The following is a 15,430-nucleotide window of genomic DNA, read 5'->3' as shown; positions in this document are numbered from 1 at the left end:
GGCTGATAAGCTGTAGAAAACACTGACAAGCAGGATCTTGCGTGGCATCAATTCAAACCAAAGAGCGGCTTCAGGCGGCGGAGAAGTGGATTCTCGCCAACCCCAATCCACCCCAGAAATGGCCCTGGACCTGGCTCTATAAAACCGGGCGTTCTGTATATGCCGTGGCTCGGGATGTCATCAGCGGGCAGCTGACCCTTCACGCCATGAGCCTGGTCTACACCACCTTGCTAAGCATTGTGCCCTTGCTGGCTCTAAGCTTTTCGGTGCTTAAAGCGATGGGTGTGCACCAGCGTATGGAGCCCTTGCTATACCAGTTTTTTGAGCCGATGGGCCCCCAGGGCATGGAGGTTGCAGAGCGCATCCTGGGTTTTGTCGATAACATGAGAGTTGGCGTGTTGGGCTCTGTTGGCCTGGCTCTGCTGGTGTACACCGTCATCTCGCTGGTCCAGAAAATCGAACGTTCGTTCAACATGATCTGGCGCGTGCCCGAGATGCGATCCATGGCCCAGCGCTTCAGCAACTATCTGAGCGTGATCATGGTTGGCCCACTGCTGATGGTGTCGGCCATTGGTGTGACCGCCACCATTTTTTCATCCAACGTTGTGCAGCGGTTCATGGAGATTGAGCCGTTCGGTTCTTTGATTGTGATGGTAAGCCGCTTTACCCCGTTTTTCCTGGTGGTGGGGGCCTTCACGTTTGTCTATGTGTTCATCCCCAATACCCGCGTGAAGCTGCGTTATGCGTTCATTGCTGGACTGGTGGCGGGGGTTTCCTGGCAGGCGGCGGGCATGCTGTTTGCGTCCTTCGTAGCCAACTCGACCAAGTACGCGGCGATATATTCGGGCTTCGCGGTGGGCATAATCCTGCTGATATGGACCTACCTGAACTGGATGATCCTGCTACTCGGCGCCAGCCTGGCTTTTTACATGCAGAACCCGGGGTCGGTGGCCAAGCGCCAGAATGTGCAGCTGGCGCCGGAGCTACAGGAGCGGGTGGGCCTGGCGCTGATGTGGATGGTGGCCAAGCCGTTCAGTCTGGGGCAGCCAGCACCGCAGCAAGAGGCGCTGGAGTACGATCTGCGTGTACCCGGGGAGGTCACACGGAGCATCAGCGATAAGCTGATTCGCGCCGGCCTGTTGAGCCTGGCGGGGCGCAACGGTGATCAGTTGGTACCCGGCAAGGCATTGCACCTGATCACAGTCGGGGGCGTGCTCCAGACTATCCGCCGGGATGAGGACCGGGTTGTTGACCGCCTTCCAAGCAGTGCCATGCCGGTGCAGCTGAAAGATCTGGTGGGCCACCGGGAAGATGTCAGTTTCGCGGAGTTGCTGGCTGCCGGGGAAGACTCCCAAGACAGCGCCAAGGATGCCTCGAAGGTGTCAGGCGTCGGCTTTTGAGCTTTTGCCTTCCTGCAGCATTCTGACAACGGCCTTGCGCACAGGGGTAACCTGCTCCGGTGTCAGGTGCACGATCTGAGCCAGCTTGTCTTCCGGCAGGTTGCGTTGGCGGGCATGGCGCAGTACTTCACGGGTGCCCAACAACAAGCCATCGGTGAGCGCCGAGTGTGCCTGCCTAGGCGCCGGGCGCTCGGCCGAGAGCAGCCAGGCATGATACTTCGGCGGCAGGTTCCAGACATTGGCCAGCAGTTGGCAGGCGGTCCATTGGTGGCGGATCAGCGCTGTCCTCAAAACTGCTGGTTCGGGCTCGCTGCCCGTATTCTGTGTACGGCAGATGCGCCCCAGTTCCCGACGAATGGTGATATAGGCAAGTGCCGGTAGCAGCCCCACCATGAAATGGGCACTGGTGTCGTCGCGGTGAATGCGGGCAATCAATTCTGCGGATCGGGCGCAGGTAAGCCCCCAGCGCCAGGCCCGTTGCGCAAACAGTGCTTCACGGCTGTTTCTCGCGGCCATCATAGGGCGCATGACCGCCGCCGAAATGACATTTCGGATACCATCCAGTCCTAGCACGAACACGGCTTGATCAACCGACTCTATGGTGTTGTCACCCGGCCGGAAGTAGGGGCTATTGGCTACCTGAAGGAGTTGGTCTGTGAGCGACGGGTCACTCAGGATGATGTCAGTAATCTGCTTGCGGTCGGTCGTTTCGTTAGACAACGCCCGCATCAGCATGGGCAGGCTGCCAGGCCTGCGGGGTAGCTCTTCCATTTCACTGGTGCGCAGGCGGCGCTCCAGTTCGCTCAATACTCGTTCTGCCCCGGCGGGTTCAGACCGGAGCATGGCCGGAGAAGCGTCAAGCAGCCAGCAAAACAGGTGATCCTCCAGTTGTTTTACAACCTCGGCGTCTGACGCGTGTTGTTCGGGGCTGTGACTTTGCGCCGGGTTAAACAGGCGTGTCTCGGTGGCCGCCGCGGCAGGCGGCGGCGTCGCAAACAAGCCTGATATCCAGGAAAAAAAGCCCGGCATCCATTGCCTCCGGTTTAACGTGTATTTAAAAGTGACCGTTCACCGGATCAGTATAGTGGCGTTATGCAACCCTGCACAGCCTTGTGTGGCTTCAGAAGAAGGCTTCTCCAAACACGAATACCAGTTGGCACACACCGGCGACGAAGCCCAGAAAAGCCCCAACCAGAATCAGTTTGATTTCGTCTTCCTGGAAACAGGGTCGCAGCAGATCCTGAAACTCTTCCGATGACAGCGCAATCATCCGCTCAACCATGATCGATTCCACGGCGCGGGCGCGGTCCTGCTCGAACACCGGGTTGTTGAAGGAGCTTTGGGAGATCTGGATGGCTTTCTCGCCCACCTGATTTTTCAGGGTGGCAAAGCCGGTCGGGCCGAAGGCCATCTGGGTCAGGGCTTTGCCCATGCCAGCGGTTTCATCCACCAGGGGTTTGATGTGTTTCTTGACCATATTACGGGCACGGTCGCCCTTGGGGCCTTCAAGGATGGAGTTGATGATGTTGCCCACGGTGAGGATTTCATGGGTCACGATGTGACAGAAAGACTCGGCAACTTCCGGCTGACGCTTGAGAAACAGGCCCTGGAGCCGAAGTGGGCCCACTTTGTGTTCATGAAGCGGTCGGAAGATCACGTTCAGGGCAATCCAGTTGGTGGCCCAGCCCACCAGAAGGCCGAACAGGGGCAGTACCCAGATGGCGGGGTAGAAGTACCAGACGGCCATCTGGATCAAGCCGAACAGGAAACCGAAGTAGAGGCCGGAGTTGATGATGAAGCGGAACTCTACGTCGCCGCATTCCAGGAAAATGCGGTTGAGCAGTTTTTTGTCGCGAGCCAGGCGCTCGATGACCATGCCTTTGATGTCCAGCAGGTCTTCGATGTTGTCTGAGATGTCGTCAACCAGGTTGTCGACCAGTTGGGGTGTGGACTTTCGAACCCTGTCGTAGACCATTTTGCGGGCGGATGCTGGCAGGTTTTCCCAGAATGTGGGGTATTCCCGGAGCATGAGTTCGTCTACGTATTCTTCGATGCGTGGGTCGACGGTGTAGATGATGTGGGCGGCCAGGACTTTGGGGTCGATCTGGTCGAAGATTTCCTGGACGGTGCCGATTTTGGAAATGGTGGCATCGACGCTGATGGCGGCCATTTTCCGTGCTTTGGAGGGGATGATGCCTTGCCAGCCCAGGAGTGGTGGTTTACCAATGAATTCCAGGGGGTAGAAGGTCATTTTGATGGCGAGCCAGTTGGTGCTCCAGCCGATCAGGGCCGCTATCACGGGGATGCTGAGGTATTGCCAAAACTCTGGGTTGGTAAGTAGGTCTGTCATCCTGGGCTCTTATTTGTTTTCTTGGGTGCAAGCGGCCGGTTGGGGGACAGGTTTCCAAAACACGCTGTGAATACTTCCCTGTATGCTCTGCTCCGCCATCCATGGCTCCGCAAGGTTTTGGAAACCTGTCCCCCAACCGACCACCCCAGGTTCGGGGCGGTCAGCCAAGTTTTGTCTGACACGGATAATGTTAGTCGTCGCCAGATCTGTCAATGACTGCGATGCCCGCAGGTTTGCCAATCAGGGCCACAAACCTCAGCTGCCGATGTCTCCCCACAGCCATTGGCACAGCGCAATGGCAGCGACCGGGGCGGTTTCGGTGCGCAATACCCGGGGGCCAAGGGCCACGGGCAGGAAGCCGTTTTGCTCTGCAAGGTGGATTTCATCGGCGGTCAAACCTCCCTCCGGGCCGATCATCAGGGCAATGCTGCCCGGCTTGGTGAGGGTGTTCAACGACTGCTCCGTGCGGTGGTGGAGTACCAGTCGCAGGTCGGCGGTCTGGCTGTATTGCAGCCATTCGGCAACGGTCATTACAGGCAGTATGTTCGGTACCCTCGCCCGGCCGCATTGTTCGGCGGCGCTGATGGCGACTTGCTGCCAGTGGCGCAGGCGTTTTTCTTCCCGGTCACCTTTGAGTTTTACATCGGAGCGTTCGGTGGTCAGGGGCACGATGGTGGTGGCGCCCATTTCGACCGCTTTCTGCACCGCGTAATCCATCCGGTCGCCTTTGGACAATGTCTGGCCCAGGATGATGTTCAGGGGAGATTCGGTGTTGTTGGTTTCTGCCCCGGTTATTTCTACCTGGACGTTTTTCTTGCCCGCCTGGGTGATGGTGGCGGTGTAGTCCTGACCGTCGCCGTTGAACAGGCGCAACTCCTGGCCTGGCTGCATGCGCAGTACCCGGCCCACGTGGTTGGCGGCGTTTTCGTCAAGCTCGCAGAGGCTGCCCGCCTGGAGTGGGCTGTCGGTGAAAATCCTGGGTATGCGCATGGGCCGCCCTCAGCCTTTTACCGCGATGCCGATGCCTTCGGTCGCTACCTGTGCCAGGTGGCGTATCTGGTCTTCGGTGATGACATACGGGGGCATGAAGTAAACCACGTTGCCCAGGGGCCGTAGCAGTGCCTGGCGGGTGAGGGCGTGTTGGTAGACTTTCAGACCCCGGCGTTCCTGCCAGGGGAACGGGGTTTTACTGGCTTTGTCTTTGACCATTTCGATGGCCAGGGTCATGCCGTGCTGGCGGATGTCACCGACGTTGGGGTGGTCGGCCAGGTGGGCGACGGATTCGGCCATGCAGCGGGACAGCTGGCGGTTGTTTTCGATGACGTTTTCGTCCCGGAAGATGTCCAGGGTGGCCAGGGCGACGGCACAGCCGATGGGGTTGCCGGTGTAGCTGTGGCTGTGCAGGAAGGCGCGCAAGGTTTCGTAGTCGTCGTAAAAGGCGTTGTACACGGTTTCGGTGGTCAGTACGGCGGACAACGGCAGGTAGCCGGCGGTAAGGCCCTTGGACAGGCACATGAAATCCGGGGTAATGCCGGATTGTTCACAGGCGAACAGGGTGCCGGTGCGACCAAAGCCCACGGCGATCTCGTCGGCAATCAGGTGCACGTTGTAGCGGTCGCAGGCTTCCCGGAGCTTGGTGTGGTATATCGGGTGGTGCATGCGCATGCCGCCGGCGCACTGAATCAGGGGCTCGACCACCACAGCACAGATTTCGTCGTGCCGATCTGCTAGCAGTTTCTCCATGGCCTCGAACTGGCGCAGGGCGTAGTCTTCGTCGGTTTCACCCGGTTCTTTGTTGTAGGCATCGGGGGATGGGGCGGTAAGAACCTCCATCAGCAGCGGCTGATAGGTGTCTTTATAGAGCGCCACATCACCGAGTGCCAGTGCGCCCAGGGTTTCGCCGTGGTAGCTGTTGCTGAGATTGACGAAGTTTTTCTTGCCGGGCTGGCCCAGGTTTTTCCAGTAGTGGTAGCTCATCTTCAGGGCAGCTTCGATGGCGGATGAACCGTTATCCGCGTAGAAGCACTTGCTGAGCCCTTCAGGAGTGACTTCGATCAGGCGTTCAGACAGGTTGACCACCGGTTCATGGGTAAAACCGGCCAGAATCACGTGTTCCAGCTGGCCAATCTGTTCCTGGATAGCGGAGTTGATGCGCGGGTTGGCATGGCCGAACAGGTTCACCCACCACGAACTGACCGCATCGATATACCGGTTGCTCTCGAAGTCTTCCAACCACACGCCTTCGCCGCGCTTGATGGGAATCAACGGCAGGCTTTCGTGGTCTTTCATCTGGGTGCAGGGGTGCCACACGGATTTGAGGTCCCGTGCGACCAGATCAGCATTGCGCATCGTGTTCTCCTGTCGTCCCGGCTGGGGCATTTTGTTTGAGACCGCCCATGATACTTCCCGGAACGCTCGGTTAACAGCGCCGGGGTGTGACCCAGAACAGCGGTGGCGTGTGAACCAGTCGGATGGCTTCCATGCCAGAAACGCTCGCTCGGGCGGCCAATGTGAGGATGGCCGGCTAAAGCAACAATGAATTCAACACAACAGGAGGCGACTATGGAGCTGACTCTGGAGCATCCCTATGAGGTAGGGCTGGATCACATCATCGAACGGTTCTTCAGTGAGCATCACATTATTGAAAAGAACGAGAAGCTCGGTTCCCGGAACCTTCGTGTCGCTGAGCTGCAACGGGATGATGCTGCGGCCAAGCTGGTCATTGAGCGGGAAATGATGGCCTCAGCCCCGGTGCCGGGCATGCTGGCGAGCTTTCATCGGGAGTGGAACCGGGTGCGCCAGGAAGAGCACTGGTTCAAGAAAGACGATGGCGAGTGGCACTGCGAGTTCCGGGTAAGGATTGATGGGGTGCCGGCCCGAATCAAGGGCATTATGCGTTTGTTGGGCAATGGTAATCGCTGCATCAACTACGTGAATTTGTCCGTTCATTGTGACGTGCCTTTCCTCGGCAAAAAAGTGGCCAAATTCCTGGCCGAAGACTCCCACGCAAAGATTGAGCGGGAGTATGAGGTTACCCGGCAGTTGTTGTGATGCGGAGCTAACTGCCATACCTGCGATGGTCATGGCGGGCCGGTACCAGCTGGTGTAGTCTCTTGGTCAAACGTTCCAAAACAAGAACCCGGCAACGGAAGGACTGATTCTCTATGCCTGCACAAACTGTCTGGATTACCGGAGCCTCCTCCGGCATTGGTGAGGCACTGGCCCTGCGATACGCAAAAGATAGTGCGCGTCTGGTGTTATCTGCCCGACGCAAAAGTGAACTGGAGCGCGTGGCGAGCCGCTGTCGCGAGGCTGGCCTGGCGGATGACCATGTTCTGGTTTTGCCCCTGGACGTTACTGACTGGGCCTCTTTACCCGGTGCTGTGCAGGCGGTGCTGGATGCATTCGGTACCATCGATCTGCTGGTTAACAACGCCGGCGTGTCTCAACGCTCTCTATGCAAAGACACCGACATGTCGGTCTATCAGAAACTGATGGACGTGGATGTGATGGGCCAGATTGCACTCACCAAGGCGATACTGCCCCACATGCTGGAGCGCGGTTCCGGGCACTTGGCGGTCACCTCCAGTGTGGCCGGCAAAGTCGGTGCCCCCATGAGAACCGGATATTGCGCCGCCAAGCATGCGGTGATGGGCTTTTTTGATGCCCTTCGTGCGGAAGTGGAAGGCGAGGGTGTTCAGGTTTCCACCATTACGCCCGGTTTTATTCGCACGGATATTTCCCGCAATGCCCTTTCGGGTGATGGTTCTGCCTTTGGTGAGGAAGATGCCGACATTGCCGGTGGCATGGACGTGAACGAATGCGCCGAAGTGATTTTCAAGGGCCTTCAGGCGAAGAAACGAGAGATTCCCGTAGGCAAGGGCAAGGAAATGGCGGCGCTCTGGGTCAAGCGGCTGTCGCCGGAGTTGTTGTTCCGTCTGGCCAGGGCGTGAGTTCTGGCCTCGGTAACTTTGTGACGGTTACCGAGGCCAGATAAACCCGGTGCGAGGGTCAGTGCGCCAACACCCGTGACAAAAACGCTTGAGTACGTTCATTCTGGGGATTGTCGAAGACATCATCGGGCCTGCCTTCCTCAACAATCTGGCCCTCATGAATGTAGATCACCCGGTCAGCCACCTCCCGGGCAAAGCCCATCTCGTGGGTAACCACCATCATGGTCATCCCCTCCCTGGCCAGCTCCCGCATAACGTCCAGCACTTCTCCGATCATTTCCGGGTCCAGCGCCGAGGTAGGTTCGTCGAACAGCATCAGTCGGGGTTCCATGGCCAGCGCCCGGGCGATGGCCACCCGTTGCTGCTGGCCGCCGGATAGCTGGCTGGGGTATTTGTCGGCCTGGTTGCCGATGCCCACCCGGTCCAGCAAGCGCTCAGCGGTGGCGTTGGCCACTACCTGCGACGCCTTTTTGACTTTCATGGGGGCCAGCATGATGTTCTTCCGTACAGTCAGGTGCGGGAACAGATTGAACTGCTGGAACACCATGCCCACTTCCTTGCGTATTTCCGACAATGCCTGCTGATTGCCACCTTTGGGCGCGAGCTTCTGGTTATCTACTTCCAAAACGCCGGATTCATACTCTTCAAGGCCGTTCACGCAGCGGATCAAAGTGGACTTGCCGGAGCCGCTGGCGCCGATAATCACCACCACTTCTCCCTGCTCGACGGTCAGGTCAATATCCTTGAGGACATGCAGTTTGCCGAAGTACTTGTTCATGCCCTTCATTTTCACAATCTGAGTCATTTGTCGGGCTCCTTCAGACAGACGCTACGCCACGGCGCTCAAGCAAACGCAGGAGCAGGGACAGAGTTAAGGTGATGGCCAGGTACATGAGTGCCACCACGAAATACACCTCGAACGCGGTAAACGTGTTGGCAATGTACACCTGCCCCTGACGGACCAGTTCACCTACGCCGATGACAGAAAACAGGGACGTGTCTTTGATGCTGACAATGCCCTGGTTGCCCAGTGGCGGAATCATGCGCCGGAACGCCTGGGGCCAGATAATGGACCAGAAGGTTTGGGTACGGGACAGCCCAAGAGACAGGCCCGCTTCGGTCTGGCCCTTGTCGATGGACTGCACGCCACCGCGCACCACTTCGGAAATATAAGCGCCGGAATTGAGTGCGATGGCTGCAATGCCAGCGGTGAGCGGGTCGATGGGCCCACCGATCAGGTCTGGCAGGCCGTAGAAAATAAACAGGACCTGAACCAGAATCGGCGTGCCACGAAAAATCTCGATGTAGGCAATGGCGGGCCAGCGCAGGAACCAGCTCTTGTTGATGCTCAGCAAACCGAACAGGATGCCCAGCACAAAGCCGATGGCCAGGCCGCCAAAGGAAATCATCAGAGTGTAGGGGATGCCTTTGGCCAGAAATGGAATGGCATGGATTGCTGCCTGCCAGTCAAACTGAAACTGGAATTCCACAGTGTGAGTCTCCGTTGAGTTGGGAGGAACCGGTCAGGGCGTTGTGCGCCCTGACCAGAATGGATGGCGGGTTACTTGTCTTCAGGCATGGGGCCAAACCATTTTTCGTAAATGGTCTTGTAGGTGCCGTCTTCCTTAATAGAGGCCAGAGCTTCGTTGACCGGGCCCACCCATTGGCTGCCCTTCTTCAGGGCGATACCGTACTGCTGGCCTTCATAAAGCTGGCCGACGGTTTTAACCCGACCTTCGCCACGGGTGCTGGCAAAGTAGCCTACATTGGGAGCATCGTAGAACACCGCATCAATGGCACGGGACATCAGCGCCATATACATATCGGAGCTGCCCGGGTACGGTGTGACACCGCCATTGCTATCCAGGTTCTGCATCAGGAAGTCGTAACTGGTGCTGCCGATCTTGGTGCCAACTTTCTTGCCCTCGAGATCCGAAAGCTCGTCGACATCGCTGTTGTTTGCCCGCACCAGAATCCGCAGGCCGGAGTCGTAGTAGGGATCAGAGAAATCGACAATCTGCTTGCGTTCGTCGGTGATGGTAATGCCGGCAATGGCGATATCCACGTTGCCGGTTTGCAGGGCCGGGATAATGCCGTTGAAATCCATGGTCTGCAGGTTGTACTCAAAGCCCGCGCGCTCGGCCACCTCAGAGATGATATCCATGTCGAAACCGATCATCTCGCCGGTTTCCTGGTCCATCATTTCAAAGGGGACAAAACTGGGGTCGGTCACCACTCGGAGGGTTTCTGCGCTAACGGTTGACGCTGCAACCGACAATGCCAGACCAGCGCCCAGTGTTTTCAGCCATTTCGTGCTCATGTGATCTCCTTTCTGTTTTTTATGCTCCATTTGCCCGGTAAGGCAATTCGCACAGGTAACCGCTTTTAACGCTTGCCTTGCGAGGAGCGTTGATGGGGATACATCAGATACAGCCTAGACCAGAAAAGCAGGATTTGCAGAAAATCAGTTGGTTATGACGCTGGGGAGGGGAAAGAGAAAGCCCTCTGCCGGCCGGCAGAGGGCTTCGGGGAGCAGATCAGAAAGCGATCTTCTCCCGGTCGCTGATGCCCAGATTCTTCCAGATGGAGATACTGGGTTCAGCCTGGTTCAGGGTGTAGAAGTGCAGCCCGGGCGCCCCGGCTTTCAGCAGCTTCTCACACATCTCGGTGACCACGTCTTCGCCGAACTTGCGGATGCTGTCGGTGTCGTCGCCGTAGGCTTCGAGCTGCTTGCGGATCCAGCGGGGGATTTCCGCACCGCACATATCCGAGAACCGCACCAGGCTGGAGAAGTTGACGATGGGCATGATGCCCGGCACCACCGGAATGGTGACGCCCATCTTCTCCAGGCGGTCGATGAAGTAGAAGTAACTGTCGGCATTGAAGAAATACTGGGTGATGGCGCTATTGGCACCGGCCTGTACCTTCCGTGCGAAGTTCTTCAGGTCTTCCTCGGCGTTACGGGCCTGGGGGTGGAACTCAGGGTAGGCGGCCACTTCCAGGTTGAAGTGATCACCGCTGTGCTCCCGGATGAACTCCACCAGCTCGTTGGCGTAACGCAGCTCACCGGATGCGCCCATGCCCGAGGGCAGGTCGCCGCGCAGGGCGACGATCCGGTTGATGCCGTTTTCTTTATACAAATCCAGCAGCTCGCCGATCTCTGCGCGGGTACCACCCACGCAGGACAGGTGTGGTGCTGTGGAAATGCCCTGCTTGTGCAGGTTCAGTACCGTTTCAATGGTGCGGTCCCGGGTGGAGCCGCCGGCGCCGAAGGTGACCGAGAAAAAATCCGGGTTCACCTCGGCCAGCTGGTTGCGCACCGCCTGGAGTTTTTCTTTACCCTGATCGGTCTTGGGCGGGAAAAACTCAAAGCTGAAACGGCGCTTGAATTGCTTCTGGGATTCCATGATCGTTTCCGCTTAGTACCTGTAGCTTTCCGGCTTGTACGGGCCTTCGACCGGCACACCAATGTATTTTGCCTGGTCCGGCGTCATCTTGGTGATCACGCCACCAAAACCTTCCACCATCGCGCGGGCCACTTCCTCGTCCAGCTGCTTGGGCAGAACCTGAACGTAAACGCCCTTGGCCTTGGACTCTTCCGGCAGGTCAGCAAACTTGCGCTCGAACAGGTACATCTGGGCCAGCACCTGGTTGGCGAAGGAGCCGTCCATGATCCGGGACGGATGACCGGTGGCGTTGCCCAGGTTCACCAGGCGGCCTTCGGACAGCAGGATCAGGTGGTCGTTGCTGGCTTTGTCGCGGTAGATCACGTGAACCTGAGGCTTGACCTCATCCCACTCCCAGTTCTTGCGCATATAGGCGGTGTCGATTTCATTATCGAAGTGGCCGATATTGCACACCACAGCGCCGTTCTTCAGAGCCTTCAGCATGTTGGCGTCGCACACGTTGACGTTTCCGGTGGTGGTCACCAGCAGGTCGGTGGTGCCCAGCAGCTCGGTGTTGATACCCTGCTCGGTGCCGGTATTGATGCCGTCGATGTAGGGAGACACCACTTCGAAGCCGTCCATGCAGGCCTGCATGGCGCAGATCGGGTCGGCTTCGGTGACCTTCACGATCATGCCTTCCTGGCGCAGGGACAGGGCAGAACCCTTACCCACGTCGCCATAACCAATCACCAGCGCTTTCTTGCCAGACAGCAGGTGGTCGGTAGCGCGCTTGATGGCATCGTTCAGGCTGTGGCGACAGCCGTACTTGTTGTCATTCTTGGACTTGGTTACCGAGTCGTTCACGTTGATCGCCGGGATCTTCAGGGTGCCGTCACGCAGCATTTCCTGCAGTCGGTGAACGCCGGTGGTGGTTTCTTCGGTCACACCGTGCACGTTGTTGATGATTTCCGGGTATTCGTTATGCAACAGCTCGGTCAGGTCACCGCCGTCGTCCAGGATCATGTTCGGCTTCCAGCCGTCCACGTCCGCACCTACGGTGCGGTGCAGGCACCATTCGTATTCTTCGTCAGTTTCACCTTTCCACGCGAACACGGGAATGCCTTGCGCTGCAATGGCAGCTGCGGCCTGGTCCTGGGTGGAGAAGATGTTGCACGAGGACCAGCGCACGTTGGCGCCCAGCTCGACCAATGTTTCGATCAACACGGCGGTCTGGATGGTCATGTGGATACAGCCCATGATGTTGGCGCCTTTCAGCGGCTGCTCGGCTTTGTAGTTCTCGCGCAATTTCATCAGGGCGGGCATTTCGCCTTCGGCGATTTTGATTTCCTTGCGGCCCCAGTCGGCGAGGGTGATGTCGCGGACTTTGTAGTCTTCAAACGTGGTCAGTTTTTCTGCCGGAGTGCTCATTTGGGTGTTCTCCTGTCAGTCTGCTTTGGCCTTCGGAGTTCGTGATCCTCTGGCCGCATGATTTGGGTGCCGCGGGAGTGGGGTTTTGCTTTCGCGGAACCGCTACGAGCACATCCATGTGCGCTTCTCTCAGGCCATCCTTGGCCTTCGAAATTCCGCGAAAGCAAAACCCCACTCCCTCGTTCTAACATTCGGCGTATGCGGTCTTTTCTACGCCGCTCAATCTAATTCAGGCCTCAGGTTCAGCTATTTTTAAGGCCTTTTTTCTGGATAAGCCCTCACCGATAGTGCAAAGCGGTGGTGAGGTAAGTCCTTCGGGGACTGTTGAGGGCCATGGACGGCCCGAAACAAGCGCACATGGATGTGCTTGTAGCGTGTCCCCGAAGGACTTACCTCAGCGCCGCCACCCCCAGACGGTGGCGGGCTGGGCCAAAATAGAGCCCAACTCAAAGAGTCAGACCCAAAATCGTCAGATGCCCGCAGCGTCCTTCAGAGCCGCAGCGCGGTCGGTCTTCTCCCACGGGAACGCGGTGAAGGTCTTGCCGCCAACGGTCATCTCGTACGGATCACGACCGAAGTGGCCGTAGGCTGCCGTGGCCCGGTACATCGGGTGCAGCAGGTCCAGCATGTTGGTGATCGCATACGGGCGCAGGTCGAAGTGTGCGCGTACCAGGTCGATGATCTTGTCGTCGCTGATCTTGCCGGTGCCGAAGGTGTTCAAAGAAATGGAAGTCGGCTGGGCTACACCGATGGCGTAGGACACCTGAATCTCGCACTTCTCGGCCAGGCCGGCGGCGACGATGTTCTTGGCCACGTAACGACCGGCGTAGGCGGCGGAACGGTCGACCTTTGAGGGGTCTTTGCCGGAGAAGGCACCGCCACCGTGACGGGCCATGCCGCCATAGGTATCTACGATGATCTTACGGCCAGTCAGGCCACAGTCGCCCACCGGGCCACCGATCACGAACTTGCCGGTCGGGTTGATATGGAACTGGGTGTCTTTGTGCAGCAGTTCAGCCGGCAGGGTGTGCTTGACGATCAGCTCCATCACCGCTTCTTTCAGGTCTTCCTGGGTCACGTCCGGGTCGTGCTGGGTGGACAGAACCACGGCATCAATACCAACCACCTGGCCGTTCTCATAGCGGCAGGTGACCTGACTCTTGGCGTCCGGGCGCAGCCACGGCAGCAGGCCGCTCTTGCGGGCTTCGGCCTGGCGCTGCACAAGTCGGTGAGAGAAGGTGATCGGGGCCGGCATCAGCACGTCGGTTTCGTTACTGGCATAGCCAAACATCAGGCCCTGGTCGCCCGCGCCCTGGTCTTCCGGCTTCTGGCGGTCAACGCCCTGGGCGATGTCGACAGACTGCTTGCCGATGATGTTGATCACGCCGCAGGTGTCGCCGTCGTAGCCCACGTCTGAGGAGGTGTAGCCGATGTCTTTGATCACGCCACGCACCAGGTCTTCCAGGTCTACCCAGGCGCTGGTGGTGATTTCACCGCCAACGATGGCCACACCGGTCTTGACCATAGTTTCGCAGGCCACACGGGCGTGCGGGTCGTCGGCCAGGATGGCATCCAGTACCGCATCGGAAATCTGGTCGGCCAGTTTGTCCGGGTGGCCTTCAGAGACCGATTCGGAGGTGAAGATGTTGTAGTCAGACATAGCGGTGCTCCTTTGTGAGCGTTTTCAAAGTCAGTGTACGTATTTCTACGTACGACAATATCAAAGTTTTTTGATGTTCCAGTATCCGTGCGGGCCTCAGGCCGTTGCGGACGTTTTCCAGAATTCCCGTACCTGCACCTGAAAACCGTTGCGCAGGCCAATAAACAGTTGTTCTCCGGCGCTTAAGCCGGCATCAGCGGCCCAGGCGGTCAGCTCTTCCGGCTCAAAGCCAAGCCAGAGGTCGCCGCAATTCTCTTTAGCCCAGTCCTGATCGTGGCTGCATAAATCGCTGACAATAAAACAGCCACCGCTGTTCATCAGTGCCGCGGCATCCAGGAAAATGTCCGCCGGGCTGGGCACATGGTGCAGCACCATGTTGGCGACGATCAGGTCAAAGGCATCACCCCGGGCCAGCAGGGTGTCGGTGACGCCTTCAATCAAATCCACATTATTCAAACGCTCATCAATACAGGTGCGGGTGGCCTTGGCCAGCATGTCCTTGCTGTTGTCCAGCGCTACCACGTGTTCAAACAGGCCTGACAGCACCGGCAGGAACGCCCCCTCACCTGGGCCGATTTCCAGCGCACTGCGCCATTCTTGCCGGGCCGTGCGCTTGCGGATCAGCTCTGCTGTGGGCTCGGCATAAAGGTCAAAGGCTGCAATCAATTCCTGTTGTTCCCGGAACTGCTCCGAGTGCCGGGAGAAAAACGCCTGGGACTGCTCCGCCCGCTGCTCACGTATTGCCTCAATCTTTTCTTCCAGCTGCGGCGGCAAGGGCACACGGTCTACCGTCTCGAATATCTGCCGGATCGCCTGGTCCGCCAGTTTGTCGCTGTCCAGATGCAGAGGACGGCGATAGAAAATGGCGTTACCTTCGCGCTGGGGTTCCAGCAACCCGGCCTTGTTCATCACCTTCAGGTGATGGCTCATGCCGGACTGGCGCATATCAAACAGTTGGCTCAGCTCAAGCACGCCGAAGGTGTCACGGCGCAGCACCCGCAGGATCTCCAGGCGCAGGGGGTCTCCGCTCGCCTTGAAGATTGGTGCCAGGGTGTCCACGGAGGACAATTCGTTAGCATGTGCATTGAGTGAGGTCATGGTTGGCAAGTGTAGGGGGGAATGGTTGGTCGATCAATAGCCATATCAAAAATTTTTGATATAGATTTATGGCTTTGTGAAATCAGTTGCTTTGGTGAGTTTGTGCCGCCGTCATCGGAAAACCACTACATATGGATTTGCCCCCGCATACCGTA

General features: G+C 58.0%; 14 protein-coding genes. 3 read left to right on the top strand and 11 right to left on the bottom strand.

What is annotated here, in order from left to right:
- Window positions 1-41: 41 nt before the first annotated feature.
- Window positions 42-1,400: a YihY/virulence factor BrkB family protein gene (locus FIV08_RS14930; RefSeq protein ID WP_152438915.1), complete on the top strand. Its 1,359-nt coding sequence runs from the start codon at window positions 42-44 to the stop codon at window positions 1,398-1,400.
- On the opposite strand, the gene FIV08_RS14925 is transcribed toward FIV08_RS14930, so the two are convergent.
- From FIV08_RS14925 to FIV08_RS14910, 4 genes are all read right to left on the bottom strand, one after another.
- A complete protein-coding gene (locus FIV08_RS14925; RefSeq protein ID WP_152438914.1) occupies window positions 1,383-2,429 on the bottom strand; it encodes an HDOD domain-containing protein in 1,047 nt (348 codons plus the stop codon). The genes FIV08_RS14930 and FIV08_RS14925 overlap by 18 nt on opposite strands.
- 91 nt (window positions 2,430-2,520) lie before the next feature.
- Window positions 2,521-3,750 carry a DUF445 domain-containing protein gene (locus tag FIV08_RS14920; RefSeq protein WP_152438913.1) on the bottom strand — a complete coding sequence of 410 codons (1,230 nt, stop codon included), beginning with the start codon at window positions 3,748-3,750 and terminating at the stop codon, window positions 2,521-2,523.
- 255 nt (window positions 3,751-4,005) lie between these two features.
- Window positions 4,006-4,740 (bottom strand): 16S rRNA (uracil(1498)-N(3))-methyltransferase, encoded by a 735-nt coding sequence (locus FIV08_RS14915; RefSeq protein WP_152438912.1) that lies wholly within the window; start codon window positions 4,738-4,740, stop codon window positions 4,006-4,008.
- A 9-nt stretch (window positions 4,741-4,749) separates the two neighbouring features.
- Window positions 4,750-6,099: an adenosylmethionine--8-amino-7-oxononanoate transaminase gene (locus FIV08_RS14910; RefSeq protein WP_152438911.1), complete on the bottom strand. Its 1,350-nt coding sequence runs from the start codon at window positions 6,097-6,099 to the stop codon at window positions 4,750-4,752.
- A gap of 213 nt (window positions 6,100-6,312) precedes the next feature.
- On the opposite strand from FIV08_RS14910, the gene FIV08_RS14905 reads away from it, so the two are divergent.
- Window positions 6,313-6,801, top strand: a complete 489-nt coding sequence (locus tag FIV08_RS14905; RefSeq protein WP_106694771.1) for a DUF2505 domain-containing protein — start codon at window positions 6,313-6,315, stop codon at window positions 6,799-6,801.
- Window positions 6,802-6,914: 113 nt separating this feature from the next.
- Complete coding sequence (locus FIV08_RS14900; protein ID WP_152438910.1) at window positions 6,915-7,703, top strand: SDR family oxidoreductase; 789 nt, start codon at window positions 6,915-6,917, stop codon at window positions 7,701-7,703.
- A 58-nt stretch (window positions 7,704-7,761) separates the two neighbouring features.
- On the opposite strand, the gene FIV08_RS14895 is transcribed toward FIV08_RS14900, so the two are convergent.
- The 7 genes from FIV08_RS14895 to FIV08_RS14865 form a co-directional block, all read right to left on the bottom strand.
- The gene (locus tag FIV08_RS14895) at window positions 7,762-8,508 is read right to left on the bottom strand and encodes an amino acid ABC transporter ATP-binding protein (protein ID WP_152438909.1); all 747 of its coding nucleotides are present in this window, start codon (window positions 8,506-8,508) and stop codon (window positions 7,762-7,764) included.
- 13 nt (window positions 8,509-8,521) lie between these two features.
- Window positions 8,522-9,193: an amino acid ABC transporter permease gene (locus FIV08_RS14890; RefSeq protein WP_072676474.1), complete on the bottom strand. Its 672-nt coding sequence runs from the start codon at window positions 9,191-9,193 to the stop codon at window positions 8,522-8,524.
- 71 nt (window positions 9,194-9,264) lie between these two features.
- The gene (locus FIV08_RS14885; protein WP_152438908.1) at window positions 9,265-10,023 is read right to left on the bottom strand and encodes a transporter substrate-binding domain-containing protein; all 759 of its coding nucleotides are present in this window, start codon (window positions 10,021-10,023) and stop codon (window positions 9,265-9,267) included.
- 217 nt (window positions 10,024-10,240) lie between these two features.
- The gene (metF, locus tag FIV08_RS14880) at window positions 10,241-11,110 is read right to left on the bottom strand and encodes a methylenetetrahydrofolate reductase [NAD(P)H] (RefSeq protein ID WP_152438907.1); all 870 of its coding nucleotides are present in this window, start codon (window positions 11,108-11,110) and stop codon (window positions 10,241-10,243) included.
- A gap of 12 nt (window positions 11,111-11,122) precedes the next feature.
- Complete coding sequence (ahcY, locus tag FIV08_RS14875; protein WP_152438906.1) at window positions 11,123-12,517, bottom strand: adenosylhomocysteinase; 1,395 nt, start codon at window positions 12,515-12,517, stop codon at window positions 11,123-11,125.
- A 469-nt stretch (window positions 12,518-12,986) separates the two neighbouring features.
- The gene (gene metK, locus FIV08_RS14870; protein WP_152438905.1) at window positions 12,987-14,177 is read right to left on the bottom strand and encodes a methionine adenosyltransferase; all 1,191 of its coding nucleotides are present in this window, start codon (window positions 14,175-14,177) and stop codon (window positions 12,987-12,989) included.
- Window positions 14,178-14,273: 96 nt separating this feature from the next.
- Window positions 14,274-15,275: a metalloregulator ArsR/SmtB family transcription factor gene (locus FIV08_RS14865; protein WP_152438904.1), complete on the bottom strand. Its 1,002-nt coding sequence runs from the start codon at window positions 15,273-15,275 to the stop codon at window positions 14,274-14,276.
- Window positions 15,276-15,430: the final 155 nt, after the last annotated feature.

Origin of the sequence: Marinobacter sp. THAF197a (assembly GCF_009363275.1) — a bacterium.
Lineage (GTDB): Bacteria > Pseudomonadota > Gammaproteobacteria > Pseudomonadales > Oleiphilaceae > Marinobacter.
This window is presented reverse-complemented; position numbering and strand designations above follow the sequence as displayed.

Bases quoted from the DNA above. Each gene is read 5' to 3' on its own strand.
- FIV08_RS14925 (WP_152438914.1), bottom strand. From the start codon at position 2,429: ATGCCGGGCTTTTTTTCCTGGATATCAGGCTTGTTTGCGACGCCGCCG.
- FIV08_RS14920 (WP_152438913.1), bottom strand. From the start codon at position 3,750: ATGACAGACCTACTTACCAACCCAGAGTTTTGGCAATACCTCAGCATC.
- FIV08_RS14915 (WP_152438912.1), bottom strand. From the start codon at position 4,740: ATGCGCATACCCAGGATTTTCACCGACAGCCCACTCCAGGCGGGCAGC.
- FIV08_RS14910 (WP_152438911.1), bottom strand. From the start codon at position 6,099: ATGCGCAATGCTGATCTGGTCGCACGGGACCTCAAATCCGTGTGGCAC.
- FIV08_RS14905 (WP_106694771.1), top strand. From the start codon at position 6,313: ATGGAGCTGACTCTGGAGCATCCCTATGAGGTAGGGCTGGATCACATC.
- FIV08_RS14900 (WP_152438910.1), top strand. From the start codon at position 6,915: ATGCCTGCACAAACTGTCTGGATTACCGGAGCCTCCTCCGGCATTGGT.
- FIV08_RS14895 (WP_152438909.1), bottom strand. From the start codon at position 8,508: ATGACTCAGATTGTGAAAATGAAGGGCATGAACAAGTACTTCGGCAAA.
- FIV08_RS14885 (WP_152438908.1), bottom strand. From the start codon at position 10,023: ATGAGCACGAAATGGCTGAAAACACTGGGCGCTGGTCTGGCATTGTCG.
- metF (WP_152438907.1), bottom strand. From the start codon at position 11,110: ATGGAATCCCAGAAGCAATTCAAGCGCCGTTTCAGCTTTGAGTTTTTC.
- ahcY (WP_152438906.1), bottom strand. From the start codon at position 12,517: ATGAGCACTCCGGCAGAAAAACTGACCACGTTTGAAGACTACAAAGTC.
- metK (WP_152438905.1), bottom strand. From the start codon at position 14,177: ATGTCTGACTACAACATCTTCACCTCCGAATCGGTCTCTGAAGGCCAC.
- FIV08_RS14865 (WP_152438904.1), bottom strand. From the start codon at position 15,275: ATGACCTCACTCAATGCACATGCTAACGAATTGTCCTCCGTGGACACC.